18 protein-coding genes and 1 pseudogene are annotated in these 18,385 nt (G+C 72.5%); 9 read left to right on the top strand and 10 right to left on the bottom strand.

Annotation, left to right across the window (positions count from 1 at the left end; genetic code table 11):
- The first annotated feature begins 23 nt into the window (after nt 1–23).
- The 4 genes from RM779_RS15420 (at nt 24) to RM779_RS15405 (ending at nt 2,855) form a co-directional block, all read left to right on the top strand.
- Nucleotides 24–371: a cytidine/deoxycytidylate deaminase family protein gene (locus tag RM779_RS15420; RefSeq protein WP_077061513.1), complete on the top strand. Its 348-nt coding sequence runs from the start codon at nt 24–26 to the stop codon at nt 369–371.
- A complete protein-coding gene (era, locus tag RM779_RS15415; RefSeq protein ID WP_311618262.1) occupies nt 368–1,297 on the top strand; it encodes a GTPase Era in 930 nt (309 codons plus the stop codon). Before RM779_RS15420 ends, era begins: the two co-directional genes overlap by 4 nt.
- Nucleotides 1,298–1,368: 71 nt before the next feature.
- Nucleotides 1,369–2,121, top strand: a complete 753-nt coding sequence (locus tag RM779_RS15410; RefSeq protein WP_311618261.1) for an ABC transporter ATP-binding protein — start codon at nt 1,369–1,371, stop codon at nt 2,119–2,121.
- Complete coding sequence (locus tag RM779_RS15405; RefSeq protein ID WP_311618260.1) at nt 2,118–2,855, top strand: ABC transporter permease; 738 nt, start codon at nt 2,118–2,120, stop codon at nt 2,853–2,855. The genes RM779_RS15410 and RM779_RS15405 overlap by 4 nt, the downstream gene beginning before the upstream one ends.
- Nucleotides 2,856–2,912: 57 nt before the next feature.
- Here RM779_RS15405 and RM779_RS15400 read toward each other — a convergent pair whose 3' ends face one another.
- Nucleotides 2,913–3,542: a TerB family tellurite resistance protein gene (locus tag RM779_RS15400; protein WP_394813303.1), complete on the bottom strand. Its 630-nt coding sequence runs from the start codon at nt 3,540–3,542 to the stop codon at nt 2,913–2,915.
- Nucleotides 3,543–3,671: 129 nt separating this feature from the next.
- Nucleotides 3,672–5,405: a 2-isopropylmalate synthase gene (gene leuA, locus RM779_RS15395; RefSeq protein WP_311618258.1), complete on the bottom strand. Its 1,734-nt coding sequence runs from the start codon at nt 5,403–5,405 to the stop codon at nt 3,672–3,674.
- A 548-nt stretch (nt 5,406–5,953) separates the two neighbouring features.
- Between leuA and RM779_RS15390 the strand changes: the two genes are divergently transcribed.
- Together RM779_RS15390 and RM779_RS15385 are read left to right on the top strand one after the other, a co-directional pair.
- A complete protein-coding gene (locus RM779_RS15390) occupies nt 5,954–7,210 on the top strand; it encodes a sensor histidine kinase (RefSeq protein ID WP_311618257.1) in 1,257 nt (418 codons plus the stop codon).
- Nucleotides 7,207–7,881: a response regulator transcription factor gene (locus RM779_RS15385; RefSeq protein ID WP_311618256.1), complete on the top strand. Its 675-nt coding sequence runs from the start codon at nt 7,207–7,209 to the stop codon at nt 7,879–7,881. Before RM779_RS15390 ends, RM779_RS15385 begins: the two co-directional genes overlap by 4 nt.
- Nucleotides 7,882–7,906: 25 nt before the next feature.
- Here RM779_RS15385 and RM779_RS15380 read toward each other — a convergent pair whose 3' ends face one another.
- Together RM779_RS15380 and RM779_RS15375 are read right to left on the bottom strand one after the other, a co-directional pair.
- Complete coding sequence (locus tag RM779_RS15380; RefSeq protein ID WP_311618255.1) at nt 7,907–8,851, bottom strand: hypothetical protein; 945 nt, start codon at nt 8,849–8,851, stop codon at nt 7,907–7,909.
- A gap of 166 nt (nt 8,852–9,017) precedes the next feature.
- The gene (locus RM779_RS15375; protein ID WP_311618254.1) at nt 9,018–10,181 is read right to left on the bottom strand and encodes a PP2C family protein-serine/threonine phosphatase; all 1,164 of its coding nucleotides are present in this window, start codon (nt 10,179–10,181) and stop codon (nt 9,018–9,020) included.
- 76 nt (nt 10,182–10,257) lie between these two features.
- Between RM779_RS15375 and recO the strand changes: the two genes are divergently transcribed.
- A complete protein-coding gene (gene recO / locus RM779_RS15370; RefSeq protein ID WP_077061520.1) occupies nt 10,258–11,007 on the top strand; it encodes a DNA repair protein RecO in 750 nt (249 codons plus the stop codon).
- A 49-nt stretch (nt 11,008–11,056) separates the two neighbouring features.
- Entirely contained in the window at nt 11,057–11,884 is an 828-nt protein-coding gene (locus RM779_RS15365; protein ID WP_311618253.1) for an isoprenyl transferase, read from the top strand.
- A gap of 85 nt (nt 11,885–11,969) precedes the next feature.
- Here the strand turns inward: RM779_RS15365 and RM779_RS15360 are convergent, their stop codons facing one another.
- The 5 genes from RM779_RS15360 to RM779_RS15340 form a co-directional block, all read right to left on the bottom strand.
- Complete coding sequence (locus tag RM779_RS15360; RefSeq protein WP_311618252.1) at nt 11,970–13,022, bottom strand: methyltransferase; 1,053 nt, start codon at nt 13,020–13,022, stop codon at nt 11,970–11,972.
- Between the two features lie 108 nt (nt 13,023–13,130).
- Complete coding sequence (locus tag RM779_RS15355; RefSeq protein ID WP_077061524.1) at nt 13,131–13,538, bottom strand: Fur family transcriptional regulator; 408 nt, start codon at nt 13,536–13,538, stop codon at nt 13,131–13,133.
- 59 nt (nt 13,539–13,597) lie between these two features.
- A complete protein-coding gene (locus RM779_RS15350) occupies nt 13,598–14,473 on the bottom strand; it encodes a metal ABC transporter permease (RefSeq protein WP_311618251.1) in 876 nt (291 codons plus the stop codon).
- Complete coding sequence (locus RM779_RS15345; RefSeq protein WP_311618250.1) at nt 14,473–15,231, bottom strand: metal ABC transporter ATP-binding protein; 759 nt, start codon at nt 15,229–15,231, stop codon at nt 14,473–14,475. Before RM779_RS15345 ends, RM779_RS15350 begins: the two co-directional genes overlap by 1 nt.
- A 22-nt stretch (nt 15,232–15,253) precedes the next feature.
- A complete protein-coding gene (locus tag RM779_RS15340; RefSeq protein WP_394813298.1) occupies nt 15,254–16,309 on the bottom strand; it encodes a metal ABC transporter substrate-binding protein in 1,056 nt (351 codons plus the stop codon).
- Between the two features lie 174 nt (nt 16,310–16,483).
- Here RM779_RS15340 and RM779_RS15335 point away from each other — a divergent pair, with 174 nt between their 5' ends.
- The gene (locus tag RM779_RS15335) at nt 16,484–17,866 is read left to right on the top strand and encodes a glycine--tRNA ligase (protein ID WP_077061528.1); all 1,383 of its coding nucleotides are present in this window, start codon (nt 16,484–16,486) and stop codon (nt 17,864–17,866) included.
- Between the two features lie 208 nt (nt 17,867–18,074).
- Here RM779_RS15335 and RM779_RS33715 read toward each other — a convergent pair.
- A pseudogene (locus tag RM779_RS33715) lies at nt 18,075–18,350 on the bottom strand (Uma2 family endonuclease); the annotation flags it as partial.
- Nucleotides 18,351–18,385: the final 35 nt, after the last annotated feature.

The following is an 18,385-nucleotide window of genomic DNA, read 5'->3' as shown; positions in this document are numbered from 1 at the left end:
CGGCACCGCATAAGCTCGGACCCATGAATGACGCCGTTGACCCCGAGGACCGCAAGATCATCACGCTGGCGCGGAGTGCCCGCGCCCGCAACGGCGTTCCGGAGGGGGCCGCGGTGCGGGACGAGACGGGCCGCACCTACGTGGCCGCCACCGTCGCGCTCGCCTCGCTGCACCTGAGCGCGCTGCGGACCGCCGTGGCCATGGCCGTGGCCAGCGGCGCCGGGTCGCTTGAGGCCGCCGCGGTGGTGTCCGAGGCCGACGCGCTGCCGGACGGCGACCTGGCCGCGGTGCGCGACCTCGGCGGGCCCGGCGTTCCCGTGCTGCTGGCAGGGCCCGACGGACGGCTCCGCGAGACGATCGCCGCCTCATGAGCACGCCGCCGCCGGACCACCGTTCCGGATTCGCCTGCTTCGTGGGCCGCCCCAACGCGGGCAAGTCCACCCTCACCAACGCCCTGGTCGGCACCAAGGTCGCCATCACCTCGAACCGCCCGCAGACCACCCGGCACACCGTCCGCGGCATCGTGCACCGGCCGGAGGCGCAGCTTGTGCTCGTGGACACCCCGGGCCTGCACAAGCCGCGGACGCTGCTCGGCCAGCGGCTGAACGACGTGGTCCGCGCCACGTGGGCCGAGGTCGACGTGATCGGTTTCTGCCTGCCCGCGAACGAGAAGGTCGGACCCGGCGACCGGTTCATCGCCAAGGAGCTGGCCCAGATCACCCGCACCCCGAAGGTCGCGATCGTCACGAAGACGGACCTGATGGCGGGTGATGCCCTGGCCGAGCAGCTGATCGCGGTGGACCAGCTGGGCAAGGAGTCGGGCTTCGAGTGGGCGGAGATCGTCCCGGTCTCCGCCGTCGAGGGCCGACAGGTCGAGCTGCTGGCAGAGCTGCTGGTGCCGTTGCTGCCCGAGGGGCCGCCGCTGTACCCGGAGGGCGACCTCACCGACGAGCCCGAGCTGGTCATGATCGCGGAGCTGATCAGGGAGGCCGCCCTCGAAGGCGTCAGGGACGAGCTGCCGCACTCCATCGCGGTGGTGGTGGAGGAGATGCTGCCCCGGGAGGACCGCCCGGCGGACCGGCCGCTGCTGGACATCCACGCCAACCTCTTCATCGAGCGGCCCAGCCAGAAGGGCATCGTCATCGGCCCCAAGGGCAAGCGGCTGAAGGAGGTCGGCACCACATCCAGGCGGCAGATCGAGGCCCTGCTCGGCACGCCGGTCTTCCTCGACCTGCACGTGAAGGTCGCCAAGGACTGGCAGCGCGACCCCAAGCAGCTGCGCCGCCTCGGCTTCTGAAGGCCCGGGGGCCGTCCCCCGATTGCCGCCGCCCGCGCGCGGCGGCAGCCGGGGCGGGGTGCAATGGCGGCATGAACGACACGTCCCGGCCGGCCGTGCTCGCACATCGCCTCGGGGTCGTGCGCGGCGGGGCGCCGGTGCTGAAGGAGCTGGAGTTCTCGGTGCCGCGCGGCACCGTGACCGGGCTGCTCGGGCCTTCCGGCTGCGGCAAGACGACGCTGATGCGGGCGGTCGTGGGGGCGCAGGCGCGGGTGACCGGGCGTCTTGAGGTGCTGGGCGAACGGGCCGGCAGCGCCGCGCTGCGCCACCGCCTCGGCTATCTCACCCAGGCCCCGTCCGTCTACCTCGACCTGACGACCACGCAGAACCTGGACTACTGGGCCGCCGTCCTCGGCGTCGGGCGGGCCGACCGTTCCGAGCACGTCCGTTCCGTCCTCGCGGACGTCGATCTGACCGAGCACGCGGGTGCGCTGGCCGGGCGGCTGTCCAGCGGCCAGCGGGCCAGGGTGTCGCTTGCGGTGGCGCTGCTGGGCGCGCCGGAGCTGCTGGTGCTCGACGAGCCGACGGTGGGTCTCGATCCGGTGCTGCGCCGCAGCCTGTGGGATCTGTTCCACCGGCTGGCGGCGGAACGGGGGGCCACGCTGCTGATCTCCTCGCACGTGATGGACGAGGCCGACCGCTGCGACCGGCTGATGCTGATGCGCGAGGGCCGCGTCCTCGCCGAGGGCACGCCAGGGGAGCTGCGGGCCCGCACCGGCACCGACTCCGTCGAGCACGCGTTCCTGCACCTCGTCGAGGCCGACCGCAGGGCGCGCACGCCGTGAGCGTGGGCCGCACGCTCGCCACCGCGCGCCGTGTGCTGCGCCAACTCGGCCACGACCGGCGGACCGTTGCGCTGCTGCTGTTCGTTCCGCTGTTCCTGCTGACGCTGCTGCACTACGTCTTCGACGCCGACCCGCGGCTGTTCGACCGGGTCGGGGCCTCTCTGCTGGGGATCTTCCCGCTCATCACGATGTTCCTGACCACCTCGATCGCGACGCTGCGCGAGCGCACCACGGGCACGCTGGAGCGGCTGATGGCGATGCCGCTGGGCAAGGGCGACCTGATCTTTGGCTACGCGCTCGCGTTCGGCGCGTTCGCGGTGCTCCAGGCGGGGCTGGCCACCGCCGTCGGGGTGTGGCTGCTGGACCTGGACCTCGCCGGATCGCCGTGGCTGCTGCTGTTCATGGCGCTGCTCACCGCGCTGCTCGGCATCGCCCTCGGGCTCTTCGTATCGGCGTTCGCCGCCTCGGAGTTCCAGGCCGTGCAGTTCATGCCGGCACTGATCGTGCCGCAGATCCTGGTGTGCGGCCTGTTCGCGCCCCGCGACACGATGCAGCCCGCGCTGGAGTACGCCTCCAACGTGCTGCCGATGTCGTACTCGGTGAACGCGATGACCGGCGTGCTCAACGGCACCGGTGTCCCCGACCACTTCCTGCGCGACGTGGCCGTGGTCGTCGGCATGGCGCTGGGCTTCCTCGCGCTGGCCGCCGTGACCCTGCGCCGCCGCACGCCCTGAACGCCCCTGCGCCGCCGCACGCCCTGAACGCCCCGACTCGGCCCGCGGGCGCGGCCGTTACGCGGAGAGCGCCGCCGTCGCCAGCAGCCGTTCGGTGTCGGCGGGGCCGAGGCTCAGGGCCTCGCCGATCACCGACAGCATGGCCAGCTCCGAGGTCCGGTACGGCCCGTCGGACAGCGCGATGCGGGCCCCGTGCAGCAGCAGGCTCTCGCGGCCCGGGCTCGCCAGATGCGGGGTCAGCGCCGACAGCGCCTCGCGCACCTCCCGGTCCAGCTGCGCGGGGCTGTCGGCGGCCAGCGCGGCCTGGAGCGTCAGCAGGCGCTCCTCGGTGCAGTCCGCGAACCCCGCCGCCCGCACCGCCTCCACCGCGGTGCGGCGGGTGGCGGCGTTGGCGGCGGCGTTGTCCCCCGTGGCGAGCAGGGCCAGCGTGATGGAGTGGACGCCGTCGCGCAGCAGCGCGGTGAGCCGCGTGGTGGTCGGCTGGTTCAGCGCGCCGAGCGGGAACCGGCCGCGGCAGGCCACGCATTCCACCACGGGCTCGGCCGCCCCGCGGGGCAGCACCGGCAGCCCGAGCAGCGTCAGCCTGCGCCGCCCGTTCAGCCGCCGGTAGCAGCGGTCCCCGCCGCACGAGACGCAGAAGAAGTCCCCGTCGTCCACCACACGCCAGGCCGTGCGGACGCCCGCCATCCGGGAGTGCACCACGCCGTACCTCCGTTACCCGCTGGCAACATTGCCGTGGGCGTGATGTTAACCACACTCCACCGTCGGCGTCAGTAGTCCGGACGCACAAACAGCGCGCGGCCCCGCCGTCGTGCGCTACCGCGCCGCGCGGTTGACGGCGGATACGACCGCCTTCAGGGAGGCGCGCACGATGTTGGCGTCGATGCCGACGCCCCACAGCACCCGGTCCCCGATCGCGCACTCGATGTACGCCGCGGCCTGCGAACCCGCGCCCTCGCTCATCGTGTGCTCGACGTAGTCCAGCAGCCTGACCTCGTCCCCGACCACGCCCGCCGAGCCCAGGGCGTCGAAGAACGCGGCGAGCGGCCCGTTGCCCGTGCCGGTCAGCACGGTGTCCGCGCCGTCCACCACGGCCTCCACGGTCAGCGCGTCCTCGCCCTCGCTCGTCGTCGAGGTCTGCGCGTCGCGCAGCGCGATGCGGCCCCAGCCCGTGCCCGGCACCGGCAGGTACTCGTCGGAGAAGACCTCCCAGATCTGCCCCGGGGTGACCTCGCCGCCCTCGGCGTCGGTCTTCTCCTGGATGATGCGGGAGAACTCGACCTGCATGCGGCGCGGCAGGTCGAGGCTGTGGTCGTTCTTCAGCACGTAGGCCACACCGCCCTTGCCGGACTGCGAGTTGACCCGGATGACCGCCTCGTAGGAGCGGCCGACGTCCTTGGGGTCGATCGGCAGGTAGGGAACGTCCCACACGCCGTCCGCGCCCTCGGCCGCCATCGCCTCGAACCCCTTCTTGATGGCGTCCTGGTGGGAGCCGGAGAAGGCCGTGTAGACCAGGTCGCCCACGTACGGGTGGCGCGGGTGGACCGTCATCTGGTTGCAGTACTCCCAGGTGCGGCGGATCTCGTCGATCCCGGAGAAGTCGATCATCGGGTCGACGCCCTGCGAGAACAGGTTCATCCCCAGGGTCACCAGGTCCACGTTCCCGGTGCGCTCGCCCTGCCCGAACAGGCAGCCCTCCACCCGGTCCGCGCCCGCCATCAGCGCCAGCTCGGCCGCCGCGACGGCGGTGCCGCGGTCGTTGTGCGGGTGGACGGACAGGCAGACGAACTCACGCCGCGACAGGTGGCGCGACATCCACTCGAAGCGGTCGGCGTGCGTGGACGGCGTGGACCGTTCCACGGTGGCCGGCAGGTTGAGGATGATCTCGCGCCCCTCGGCCGGCTGCCACACGTCCATCACCGACTCGCAGACCTCCAGGGCGAAGTCCAGCTCGGTGTCGGTGAAGATCTCCGGGCTGTACTGGTAGCCGAACGCCGTCCGGTCGTCCAGCAGCTTCTCCGCGCACTTCACGACCAGCCGGGTGCCGTCCACCGCGATCTGCCTGACCTCGTCCCGCCCGCCGCGGAAGACGACGCGGCGGAACGTGGGGGCCGTGGCGTTGTACAGGTGGACGGTGGCCCGGTGGGCGCCGACCAGCGACTCGACGGTGCGCTCGATCAGCTCCTCGCGGGCCTGCGTCAGCACGGAGATGGTGACGTCCTCCGGAATCGCGTCCTCCTCGATGATGGAGCGCACGAAGTCGAAGTCGGTCTGGCCCGAGGACGGGAACCCGACCTCGATCTCCTTGTAGCCCATCCGTACCAGCAGGTCGAACATCGCGCGTTTGCGCGCGGGGGACATCGGGTCGATCAGGGCCTGGTTACCGTCGCGCAGATCCGTGGACAGCCAGCGGGGGGCGGCCGTGACGCGCGCTTGCGGCCAGGTCCTGTCGGGGATGTCGACCGCCTCGTAGGGGCGGTACTTGTGGATCGGCATTCCGGAGGACCGCTGGGTCACGGAGGCGGCGGTCAGCGGCGTCGGCTTGCTCATGATGCGTGTCTCCTGGGCGTCGACCGGGGGCCGGAGTGCGCCCCGGTGGGAAAGAGGGCCGACGGCAACGCCGAACTCCGCGGGGAGGGGGCCGGCCGTAGGTGACTACAGACCCTCGCCGCGGCAGCTAAGGAGGAGCATCCCGAAACGCATCGCACGGCAAGCCTAACCCGCCCCGCGCCACCCGCCCCGGCCGTATCAGCATCCGAGACGTCCACCGGGCGCCCCGCGCGCTACTCCCCGGGGAGTAACGCGCCAGGACTGCCCCCGGCCGCAGTACCCGCGACCTCGCCCCGCAGGACGACGCGCCGGCCCGCGGCGGCGGGGGAGTCTGGAAGCCCGCACGGCAAGCCGGCACAGCAAGCCGGCACAGCAAGTCGCACAGCAAGTCCGCACAGCGCAACGCACGAGGAGGCGGCCCATGGGCACCGGGCACGTGACAGCCGAGCCGATGAACGGACGCGGCCTCGTCGGCGCGGTCGGCGCGCTGCCCGGCACGTTCACGGCCCGCCCCGCGGGCGCCGCCGCGGATGGCCGATGATGAACGCGTGTCCGTGATCAGGGATCTGCTGCAACCGGCGCGGCCCGAGGGCGAGGACGACCCGGAGCACCGGGTGTTCCGGCGGGACGGGGCGATCGCCGCGGGCGTCGGCCTGCTGTGCGCCACCCTCGCCGTGACCGTCGAGCACGACGGCGGCCCGCTGGACGCGCTCGGCTGGCTCCTGCTGGCCGGTGCGGTGGTGCCGCTGGCGTGGCGGCGGCTCCGGCCGCTGCCCGTGCTGGTGCTGTGCCTCGCCTTCGCCGCGCTCTACCACGCCCTGGACTACACCCACGCGGCGCCGTTCGCCGCCTCGGCGCTGGCGGTCTTCACGGCCGCCGCCACGGGGCCGCGGCGGCGCACCCTGGGCATGGCCGTGCTCGTGGTGGCCGTCATCCTGGCCGTGTGGTCCTCGTCGGGGCCCGAGCGCGGCGTCGAAATGCTCCAGGTCTCCGGCTGGATTCTGGCGGTCATCGCCTTCGGCGAGGCGGTGCGCCTGCACCACCAGTACCTGGCCGCCATGCGGGAACGTGCGGAGCGCGCCGAGCGCACGCGCGAGCAGGAGGCCGCGCGCCGGGTCGCGGAGGAGCGCGTGCGCATCGCGCGCGACCTCCACGACCTGCTCGCGCACACCATCACGCTCATCGGGGTGCGCGCCTCGGTCGCCGCGCACCTGCTGACCGCCGGTCCCGAGCGCCTCGACCGGGCCGCGGTGGCCGAGACGCTCGACAGCATCTCCGGCACGTGCCGGGACGCGAAGGCCGACCTGCGCACCACCCTCCAGGTGCTGCGCGGCGACGGCGAACGGCAGTCGGACGGGCCGCTGCCGGGGCTCGCCGGGCTGCCGGACCTGGTCCGGGCCGCGGAGGCCGCGGGCGCCCGGGTCGAACTGGCCCTCGACGCGGCGGAGCCGGTGCCGCAGGCGTCCGGGGCGGCGGCGTACCGCATCGTGCAGGAGGCGCTGACGAACGCCGTCCGGCACGCGGGCGCCGAGGTGCTGATACGGGTGTCCGTCCGGCGCGACGGGCCCGACCTGCGCATCCGCGTCCAGGACGACGGGCCGGCGGCGGACGGCGGGTCCGTGCCGTTCCCGGCCGGAAATCCGTCCCCGGCCGGAAAGACGGCGGCCGACCCGCCCGGTTACGGCATCGCCGGGATGCGGGAACGGGCCCGCAGCATCGGCGGCACGTTGTTCGCCGGCGCCCGGGAGGACGGCCCCGGCTTCGTCGTCACCGCCCGGCTGCCCGCCCAGGAGGCCCCCAGATGATCAGAGTGCTGCTCGCGGACGACCAGACGCTCGTCAGGTCGGCGTTCGCCATGCTCATCGACTCGGCGCAGGACATGGCGGTCGTCGGACAGGCGGGCACCGGCCGCGAGGCCGTGGAACTGGCCGGCACCGCGCGTGCGGACCTGGTCGTCATGGACATCCGGATGCCCGACCTCGATGGCATCGAGGCGACCCGCCGCATCGCCGCGGAGGAGGATCTGGCGGGCGTGAAGGTGCTGATCCTCACCACCTACGACACCGACGAGCACGTGGTGGCGGCGCTGCGCGCCGGGGCCTCCGGCTTCCTGGTCAAGGACACCAGGCCGGCCGACCTGCTCGACGCCGTCCGCATCGTCGCGGCCGGCGACGCGCTGCTCTCGCCGGGTCCCACCGCCCGCCTGATCGCCCGCGCGCTGCGCGCCCCCGACGCCCCGGGCGGCACGGCCACGCCCGCCGCGCTCGCCCGGCTGTCCGACCGGGAACGGCAGGTGCTGGCCCTGGTGGCGCGCGGCCTGAACAACGCGGAGATCGCCGACGCGCTCGGCCTGTCACCGCTCACCGCCAAGACGCACGTCAGCCGCATCATGGGCAAGCTCGGCGTGCGCGACCGGGCCCAACTGGTCATCGTGGCCTACGAATCGGGCCTGATCACTCCGCGCGCCCCGCAGTGAGGCGGCCGCGCCCCGCGGGGCGGCCTCACAGGTCGGACATGGCCAGCATCAGATCCATGTGGTGGGTCAGCAGCCGCCCCGGCCGGTGCTCGGCCGCATCGTCCGGAATGTGCACCCGCACGCCGGGCCGGTCCCCGTCGACGCGCTCGATCTCGCTGCCCGCGTACGCCTCATCGTCCTCGTCGAGCACGGTGCGCAGACGGTCGGCGACCCGGTCCGCCGCGTCCTGGTCGGCGCTGATGCCGCACAGCACGCTTGAGGTGTCCTCGGGGGACTCGGCGAGCAGCCCCACGGCCCAGACGAGCACCGCGCTGTCCGGATCGCGCTGTATGACGTCCACGCGGTAGACCTCGTCGCCGAGGCAGCGGCTCAGCTCCTGATAGCCGGGGGCCTCCGTGAGCGGGGTGCCGCTCGCGGAGCCGGCCGGGTCGAAGCCCTCGTTGCCCCAGGTGATCTCCTCGCCGGTGACCTGGAGCACGGGCTGCCCCTCCGGCCCGGTCCACACGGGTGCCTCGCCCGACCGATCCTCGCGGAAGCCGTCCGCGGCCAGGTCCTCGGCGACGGCCGCGGCGTCGAAGTCGCCCGCCCAGAAGCCCCACTGGTCCCGGAAGCCCACGGTGACCGCGGTGTGCGCGGCGGCCGGGTCGAGGCCGTAGCGGTGCTCAGGCACGCTGTAATGGCTGAGCAGCGACGTGCCGAAGTCCTGGACGTACGTGAACCGCTGCTCGTCGGCGGCCAGCAGTTCCTCGGCACGTTCGATGTCCACCCAGGCCAGGCCCTCGGGTGGCGCGTCCGCGTAGGGCACCTTCTCCAGTGCGCTCAGCAGGGCGCCCTCCGAGGTATCGCCCGAAGCGCCGCCCCAGGGCGGCTCCTCGGAGCCGGAGCACGCCGTTGCCGCGGCGAGTAAGAACGCGGCCCCGAGGGCCACGGGGCGGAACCGCCACCGGGTTCTGTCGCTGTCGGCCGTCATGGCCCGGAGCCTAGCCCCAGCCCCTGCCGCTGGTACGGGGCCGTACCGAACCGTTGCCGTTCCGGGGTCGTCCGGTGACGCGGAGTCCCCGGCTCCGGTCGTGCTCCGGTCGTGCTCCGGTCCTGCTTCGGTCCTGCTTCGGTCCTGCTCCGGTCCTGCGCTTCGGTCAGCGGGCCGGGTCCGCCGGGCAGGGGGGCATGCGCCGGACGGCCAGGATGGCCGTGTCGTCCGCGAGCCGCCCGCGGGTGTGGGCGAGCACCGCCACCTCCACCCGGGTCACCACGGACTGGGGCGCGAGGTCGTCGCCGACCCGCCGGAGGTGCTCCGCCAGCGGCAGGAACGCGCCGTTGCCGTCCCGGGCCTCCGTCACCCCGTCCGTCACCAGCAGCAGTGTTTCACCCGTGCCGAACGGTACGCGCAGCACGGGTGGCAGCCCGCCGATCAGCCCGGCCAGACCGAGCGGCACGCCGGTGCCCTCGGGCAGGCTCCGCACGTCGGAGGGGGTGAGGGCCAGGGGCCCGCCATGACCGAAGTTGACCAGCTCGACGCAGTCGGTGACCGTGGCAGGAAAGCCGACGAGCACGGCCGTTGCGAAACGTTCGTCCCGCTGGCCGAGTTCGGCCATGTAGCCGTTGTGCCGCCGCATCCGGCTCTCCAGGCGTTCGGCCACCACGGCCAAGTCGCTTTCGTAGTAGGCCGCCTCCCGGAACGCGCTCAGCAGCGCCGCCGCCGCGTCCACCGCGCCGGTGCCCTTGCCCTGGACGTCGCCGAGCAGCACGCGCGCTCCGTGCGGCGAGGGCTGCACGTCGAAGAAGTCGCCGCCCACCCTGGTCTCGATGTCCGCGGTGAGGTAAAGGCTCGCGGTGTCCAGACCGCCCGCGCCCGGCGGGATCGGGCGCAGCACGGTGAGCCGGATGGCGTCCGCCGCGTTCACCACCCGCCGGATGTGCCCCCGCGCGCGCCCGCTCAGCCAGGAGGCGAGCACCGCGAGGGCGGCTCCGGCCACCACGAGCAGGAAGTCGGCGGGCCCCTTCTGGTAGCTGTACTCCCAGGCGTTGTCCAGCACGACGTAGGTGACCACGGACAGCACGCCGAAGATCAGGGTCGCCGCGACTCCGCACAGCGCCGCCGCGATGCCCGGCACCAGCACGATCCAGGTGATGATGCGGAAGTCGCCCGAACTGTTCCAGTCGCCGATCGCGATGGCGGCCAACAGCGCGGCGGGCAGCACCCAGGAGACGTTCAGGCGGCCGATGCGCAGGGCAGGCTCGCCGGGGATCAGGACCCTGCGGAGCCACGTGGTGCGGCGGGGCGTCAGGGTGGGGTCCACCTTCCCACCATCCGCGAGGCGGGCCCGCCCCGCCCGGCGGGGGTGGGCCGAACGGGGCATGGGCCAGAATGGCCGCATGAGTCTGTTCCGCGACGACGGCATCGTGCTGCGCACCCAGAAGCTGGGTGAGGCGGACCGGATCATCACCCTGCTCACGCGCGGTCACGGCCGGGTGCGCGCCGTGGCGCGCGGGGTGCGGCGCACGAAGTCGAGGTTCGGCGCGCGCCTGGAGCCGTTCTCGCACGTGGACGTGCAGTTCTTCGCGCGGGGGAGTGCGCTGGTGGCGCGCGGGCTTCCGCTGTGCACCCAGACCGAGACGATCCGGCCCTACGGACGGCACATCGTCGACGACTACGGCCGGTACACCGCGGGCACCGCGATGCTGGAGACGGCGGAGCGGTTCACCGACCACGAGGGCGAGCCGAACGTTCAGCAGTACCTGCTGCTGGTGGGCGGCCTGCGGACGCTCGCCGCCGGGGAGCACGCGCCGGGGCTCGTGCTCGACGCGTTCCTGCTGCGTTCGCTGGCCGTCGGCGGCTACGCGCCCAGCTTCGCGGACTGCGCCAAGTGCGGCATGACCGGGCCGAATCGCTTCTTCTCCGTGGCGGCGGGCGGTTCGGTGTGCGGCGACTGCCGCGTGCCGGGCAGCGTCGTGCCCTCGCCCGAGGCGCTGCGGCTGCTGGGCGCGCTGCTCACCGGCGACTGGGCGACGGCGGACGGCGCGCAGGCCAGGCACGTGCGCGAGGGCAGCGGGCTGGTGTCGGCCTATCTGCACTGGCATCTGGAAAGAGGGCTGCGGTCCCTGAGGTTCGTCGAGAAGGGCTGACCGGGATACCCTCGGTGACAGGACCGCAACGACTAAACGGAGTTCCCCTATGGCTCGCCGCGGAATGCTGGCGCCTGCGCGGCGCCGCGAATACCGGGTTCCCGACCCCCACCCGTCGGGTGCGCGTCCGCCCAAGCTGCCCGGTGAGCTGGTGCCCGGGCACGTCGCGATCGTCATGGACGGCAACGGCCGGTGGGCCAAGCAGCGCGGGCTGCCGCGCACCGAGGGGCACAAGATCGGCGAGCAGGTCGTGCTCGATGTCGTCAAGGGCTGCATCGAGATCGGCGTGAAAAACCTGTCGTTGTACGCCTTTTCCACGGAGAACTGGAAGCGTTCACCGGACGAGGTCCGGTTCCTCATGGGCTTCAACCGGGACGTTATCGACCGGCGCACGGAGGAGTTGCACGCGCTCGGCGTGCGCGTCCGGTGGGCGGGGCGCGAGCCGCGGCTGTGGAAGTCGGTGATCCGCAAGCTCCAGACCGCGGAGGAGCGCACCCGGGACAACGAGGCGATGACGCTGTACATGTGCGTCAACTACGGCGGGCGCGCGGAGATCGCGGACGCCGCGGCGCGCCTCGCCGAGGACGTGCGCGCCGGCCGGATATCGCCGGAGAAGGTGAACGAGCGCACGCTGACCCGGTACCTGTACTTTCCCGACATGCCGGATGTCGACCTCTTCCTCCGCCCCTCGGGCGAGCAGCGCACGTCCAACTACCTGCTCTGGCAGAGCGCCTACGCGGAGATGGTCTACCAGGACGTCCTGTGGCCGGATTTCGACCGGCGCAACCTGTGGGACGCCTGCGTCGAGTACGCCTCGCGCGACCGCAGGTTCGGCGGCGCCATCCCCAACGAGCTGCGGTCCAAGCCCGGCTCCTGACCGTTCCCGCGTGGGTGCGGCCGAGGTCGACCCGGCACCCGCTGCGCACGGCTGACCCGGCCGCACGCCTGTAGCCGTGGCCGGGTCAGCCGGCGGGAGCGGCCTCGATCAGCGCGAAGGAGTGCGGCGGCGGCAGCGGGGTGATCACCGGCGCGGAAAGCCCCGCCGCCAGGCAGAGGTCCGCGAACTCCCCGCGGGTGCGCTCCCGCCCGCCGACGTTCACCAGCATGTTCAGATCGCTCAGGTACGGCAGCCCGCCGAACGCCTCCTCGGCCCGTTCCGGCAGCAGCGGCTCGACGATCAGAACCCGGCCGTGCGCGGGCAGGACCTCGGCGCAGCGCCGCAGGAGACCGGCGCACTGCTCGTCGTTCCAGTCGTGGATCACGCTCTTGAGCAGGTACAGATCGCCACCGGACGGCACCGAGACGAAGAAGTCGCCGGCCACCGTCTCGGCCCGGTCCGCGACGCCCGCGTCCGCGAAGACGCCCGCGGCCTGCGCCAGCCCCTCGGCCGTGTCGTACACGACGCCGCGCAGCGCGGGGAACGCCGTCAGCACGGCGGCCAGCAGTGTGCCGTCGCCGCCGCCGACGTCCACCACCCGCGAGAACCGGCCGAAGTCGTAGGCGCCGGGAAGCGCCTGGGCCGCCGCCCGCGTGCCCTGGCTCATGGCGGCGTTGAACTCGGCCGACAGCTCGGGCCGGCGCCCGAGGTGGGCGAAGAAGTCGGCGCCGAACACGGCGTCGAAGGAGGTCTCGCCGGTGCGGACGCTGTCCGCGAGCCGTTCCCAGGCGCGGGTCATGACCGGATCGGAGAACATCCGGACGAACGAGGCGTAGGAGTCGGGCCGCCGCCCGTCGAGCAGCGCGCCCGCCGGGGTCGCGGTGAACGTGTCGGGGCCGCTCTGGGCCAGCAGCCCGAGACCGGCCAGCGCGCGCAGCAGCCGGAGCGTCGCCACGGGCTGCGTACCGCACTCCCGCGCCACATCGCGGGCCGTGCGCTCCCCCTCGCCGATCCGCTCCATGACACCAAGCTCGACCGCCGCGCGCAGCGTCTGTGCCGCCATGGTGCCGAAGACGAGCTGAGTCACCCGCCCCCGCTCACTCGGAACCCGCGGCCCGGCCGTCTCGTCGTCTGCCATGCACAGCTCCCTCACCGATCCGAAACAGGTGAGGTAAGCCTAACCTTACTAGCTGGGGCGTGGGTGGAAAACCGCGAAACCCGCGCACCTGCGGAATCCGCGTGCGGCTCAGGTGGTGCAGTCGCCGCAGGTGCCGAAGATCTCCACCGTGTGGTCGACGTCCCGGAAGCCGTGTTCGCGTGCGATCGTGTCGGCCCACTTCTCCACCGCTGGACCCGCCACCTCCACCGCCTTGCCGCAGGAGCGGCACACCAGGTGGTGGTGATGGTCGTCGGTGCTGCACCTGCGGTAGACCGCCTCGCCGTCGCTGGTGCGCAGCACGTCGACCTCGCCGGCGTCGGCCAGGGACTGGAGAGTCCGGTAGACGGTCGTCAGGCCCACCGAGTCGCCGCGGTGCTTGAGCATGTCGTGCAGCTCCTGCGCGCTGCGGAACTCGTCGACCTCGGCCAGTGCCGCCGCCACCGCCGCGCGCTGGCGCGTCGACCGGCCTCGCACCGGCGGTTCTGCCGTCCCCACGTCTGGCCTCCCTGCATCCGGCATCCGTGCCCCGGCCAGGGTAGCCGCTTTCCCGGCCGTCACGAACGGACGGCCGGATGGGCCTTCGCCACGGCGGGGGTAACGGGCGCGGCCCGGCGGGCGCGGCGCCTGGCCAGCGGCAGGGCGAGGGCGGAGATCAGCAGGAACAGGCCGAGCGCGATGAGCACGATCGTGGCGCCCGGCGGGACGTCGACGTAGTACGAGGTGACCGTTCCGGACACCGAGACCAGCACGCCGATGGCCACGGACAGGGCCAGCGTCATCGCGAACCCGCGGGTCGCCTGCTGCGCGGCCACCACCGGGATCACCATGAGCGCGCTGACCAGCAGCAGCCCGACGACGCGCATGGCCACCGTGACGGTGGCCGCCGCGGTGACGGCGAGCAGCAGGTTGAGCGTGCGGACCGGCAGGCCGGTGACCTGTGCGAACTCCTCGTCCTGGCAGACGGCGAACAGCTGGCGGCGCAGGCCGAGGCAGATCAGCAGCACGAAACCGGACAGGAACGTGATCGCGGTGATGTCGGACGGGGAGACGGTGGTGACCGAGCCCCACAGATAGGAGGTGAGGTTCGCCGTCGAGCCGCCCGGGGCCAGGTTGATGATCATGACACCGCCCGCCATGCCGCCGTAGAACAGCATGGCAAGCGCGATGTCCCCGCGCGCCCGCCCCCAGGCGCGCAGCAGCTCCATCGCGACCGCGCCGAGCGAGGACACGGCCACCGCCATCCAGACCGGGCTGGTGTCGAGCAGGAAGCCGAGCGCCACGCCGGTCAGGGCGACGTGGCCGATGCCGTCGCCCATGAGGGCCTGCCGGCGCTGCACCAGGTAGATGCCGACGGCCGGTGCGGCAACGCCGATCAGCAGCGCGGCCAGCAGGGCCCGCTGCATGAAGGGGTAGTCGAGAAGTTCGAGCATCAGAGGATTCCGGTCCGGAGGGTGGGCGTGGCGGAAAGCTCGTCGGCGGCCGGCGGGTGGCAGGCGGTCTGCGTGCCGGGCAGGCGGCCGGGCCGTTCGACGGTGCGCTCCACCCGGCCGTCCGCCAGGACCACGGCCCGGTCGATGAGCGGCTGGAGCGGCCCGAGCTCGTGCAGCACGAGCAGTACGGAGACGTCGCGGCCCAGCGCTTCGCGCAGCGTGTCCGCGAGCACCTGCTGGCTGTCCAGGTCCACGCCCGCCAGCGGCTCGTCCATGATCAGCACGTCCGGCTCGCCGGTCAGCGCGCGGGCGATCAGCACCCGCTGGTGCTGGCCGCCGGACAGGTCGTTCACGGACTCCGCCGCCCGGTCCGCGAGGCCGACCAGGCCGAGCGCCCGGTCCACGGCGGCCCGGTCGGCCCGGCCGAGCGGGCGCAGCCGGCGCCGGGCGAGCCGCCCGGCGGACACGACCTCGCGCACGGTGGCGGGCACGCCGGCGGCGGCGGTGGAACGCTGCGGCACGTAGCCGACGCGCGCCCAGTCGCGGAACCGGCGGACCGGCGAGCCGAACAGGGTCAGCTCACCCCCGGTGACCGGCACCTGGCCGACGACGGCCCGCACGGCCGTCGACTTGCCCGACCCGTTGGCGCCGAGCAGCGCGACCGCCTCGCCGGGGCGCACGGCCAGATCGATGCCGCGCAGCACGGGCCGCCCGCCCAGCTCGGCGGTCACCTTGGCCAGCGATATGACGGTCTCCATGGGTCACCGCTTCCGTGGTCGGTCAGGATGCGCCCAGCGCCTCGCGCAGGGCCTGAAGGTTGGCGCGCATCACCTCGAAGTAGTCAGCGCCCGGGGAGTCCTCCGTGATTCCCTCCAGGGGGTCGAGGACGGCCGTCTCCAGACCGAGATCGCCCGCGAGCGTACGCGCGGTCTCGTCGCTGACGAGGGTCTCGAAGAAGATGGTGCTGACGTCGTCCGCCTCGGCGATCTCCTGGAGCTCGCGCATGCGGGCGCCGCTCGGCTCGGACTCGGGGTCGAGGCCGCTGATGGACTCCTCGTGCAGGCCGTAGCGCTCGGCGAGGTAGCCGAACGCGGAGTGCGTGGTGATGAACGTGTCGGTCTCCGTGGTGGCGAGCCCCTCGGCGAACTCCCCGTCCAGGGTGGCCAGCTCGTCCGTCAGCTCCGCCGTGTTCCGCTCGTAGTCGGCGGCGTGGTCCGGGTCCTGCTCGGCCAGCGCCGCGCCGAGCCCCTCGGCGACCTCGGCGTACTTCACCGGGTCGAGCCAGACGTGCGGGTCCTGGCCGCCGTGGTCGTGCCCGTGGTCGTGGCCCTCGTGGCCTTCGTCCTCGTGACCGTGGCCCTCATCCGCGTGCTCGTCCGCGTGCTCGTCCCCGTGGTCGTGGTCGTGGTCCTCCTCGTGCGCTTCCTCTTCGCGCAGGGTGGTGAGCGAGGAGGCTTCGACGACGTCCTGCGCGCCGGACTGCTCGATCGCCTCGTCCACGGCGGGCTGGAGCCCGGCCAGGTAGACGACCAGGTCGGCGTCGGTCAGCTCCGCGGTCTGCCGCGGGCTGATGTCCAGGTCGTGCGGCTCGGCGCCGGGCTCGGTGAGGGTCTGGACGTCGACGTGCTCCCCTCCGATGCGTTCGGCGAGGAACTCCAGGGGATAGAACGAGGTGACCACGTCCAGCCGGCCGCCGTCCCCGCCGCCCCCACCGTTGTCGCCGTCGTCGGAACCGCATCCGGTGAGCACGCCGAGCGCCGTGATGCCGGCGACCAGGGCGGTGGCGGATATTCGGGAGCGAGAGCGTGAACGGCTTCTTGCGGTCATGACAGCCATTTTCAAGTTATGTGGAAACGATTGTCAAATGTGTCAACATGAGTGTGATCAGCGCCTCCTGTCGGGGGATACCGGGAGGCGGTCGGCCTTCCGCTCAACCGATTTGCTGCGCGCCCCTCGTACGCCGGTAACCTGAGGCAATCCCATGTCGTCCTTCGTCCTGAAGAGAGCACCGTGGCCGCCGACAAGATCGACACCATCGTCAGCCTCAGCAAGCGCCGTGGCTTCGTCTACCCCAGCAGTGAGATCTACGGGGGGCAGCGCGCCGCCTGGGACTACGGACCGCTGGGAGTGGAGCTGAAGGAAAACGTCAAGCGCCAGTGGTGGCGCGCCATGGTCACCTCGCGCGACGACGTGGTCGGACTCGACTCGTCGGTCATCCTCGCCACCGAGGTCTGGGAGGCTTCCGGGCACGTCGCCACGTTCACCGATCCCCTGACCGAATGCACCTCCTGCCACAAGCGCTTCCGCGCGGACCACCTGGAGGAGGCGTACGAGGCGAAGCACGGCCACCCGCCGGCGAGCGGCCTCGCCGACATCAATTGCCCGAATTGCGGGAACAAGGGCTCGTTCACCGAGCCCAAGCAATTTTCCGGGCTGCTGGCCACCCACCTCGGGCCGACCCAGGACACCGGCTCCGTCGCGTACCTGCGCCCGGAGACCGCCCAGGGCATCTTCACCAACTTCGCCGCCGTGCAGCAGACGTCGCGCCGCAAGCCGCCGTTCGGCATCGCGCAGATGGGCAAGTCCTTCCGGAACGAGATCACGCCGGGCAACTTCATCTTCCGCACGCGCGAGTTCGAGCAGATGGAGATGGAGTTCTTCGTCAAGCCGGGCGAGGACGAGCAGTGGCACGGCTACTGGATGGAGCAGCGCTGGAACTGGTACCGCGACCTCGGCCTGTCCGAGGACAACATCCGCTGGTACGAGCACCCGAAGGAGAAGCTGTCGCACTACTCGAAGCGCACCGTCGACATCGAGTACCGCTTCAGCTTCGGCGGGTCGGAGTGGGGCGAGCTGGAGGGCGTCGCCAACCGCACCGACTACGACCTCAACTCGCACTCCAAGGCGTCGGGTCAGGACCTGAGCTACTTCGACCAGGAGGCGGGCGAGCGCTGGACGCCGTTCGTCATCGAGCCGGCGGCCGGCGTGGGCCGCACCATGCTGGCCTTCATGCTGGACGCCTACCGTGAGGACGAGGCGCCCAACGCCAAGGGCAAGATGGAGAAGCGCGTCGTGCTCGGCCTCGACCCCCGGCTGTCCCCGGTCAAGGTCGGCGTGCTGCCGCTCTCGCGCAACCCGCAGCTGTCGCCGAAGGCCAGGGACCTGGCAACGGCGCTGCGGCGCAACTGGAACATCGAGTTTGACGACGCGGGCGCCATCGGCCGCCGCTACCGCAGGCAGGACGAGATCGGCACGCCGTTCTGCGTGACGATCGACTTCGACACGCTCGACGACAACGCGGTGACCGTGCGTGAGCGCGACTCCATGAAGCAGGAGCGGGTCTCCCTGGACCAGATCGAGTCCTACCTGGCCGTCCGCCTCGTCGGCTGCTGACCTCCCGCTGATCTTCGCCCCCGGCCCCGCCGTTCACCCGCGGGGCCGGGGGGCGGCCGGGCTCAGGTCTCCCAGCCCGAGGTGCCGATATCGCAGCCGAACGGCGCCGGAACGTGCGCCGCTTCGCCGAACTTCGTCTCCAGGCGGTCCGGTAGCCGTCCCCCTCGGAGGGCCGCGAGTGCACCACGACCCGTGAGGCCAGCATGTCCACCAGGACGTACACCGGGACTCCGGCCCGACCGTAGCTCTCCACCTTCTCGAAGCGGTCCCGCTCGGCCGTGGCCTTTGAAGTCAGCTCGGCCACCAGGGACAGCGCCTCGCCTGGCAGGCGTGTGCCGCGGACGCGCGTGGCCGCCGCGTCCGCCACGTGCACGTCCGGCCCGAAGCCGCGATGGCGCTTCGGGAAGACGTACAGGCAGGGCGCCTGGCTGACTCGGTGTCCCGTCGGCGCGTGCGGCTTCAGCTGCTCCGCCAGCGATTCCATGACGTCGAGGCAGAACCCCTGGGGCCGCCTGGTAG

This window comes from Streptomyces johnsoniae, assembly GCF_031845565.1.
GTDB classification, from domain to species: domain Bacteria; phylum Actinomycetota; class Actinomycetes; order Streptomycetales; family Streptomycetaceae; genus Streptomyces; species Streptomyces johnsoniae.
This window is presented reverse-complemented; position numbering and strand designations above follow the sequence as displayed.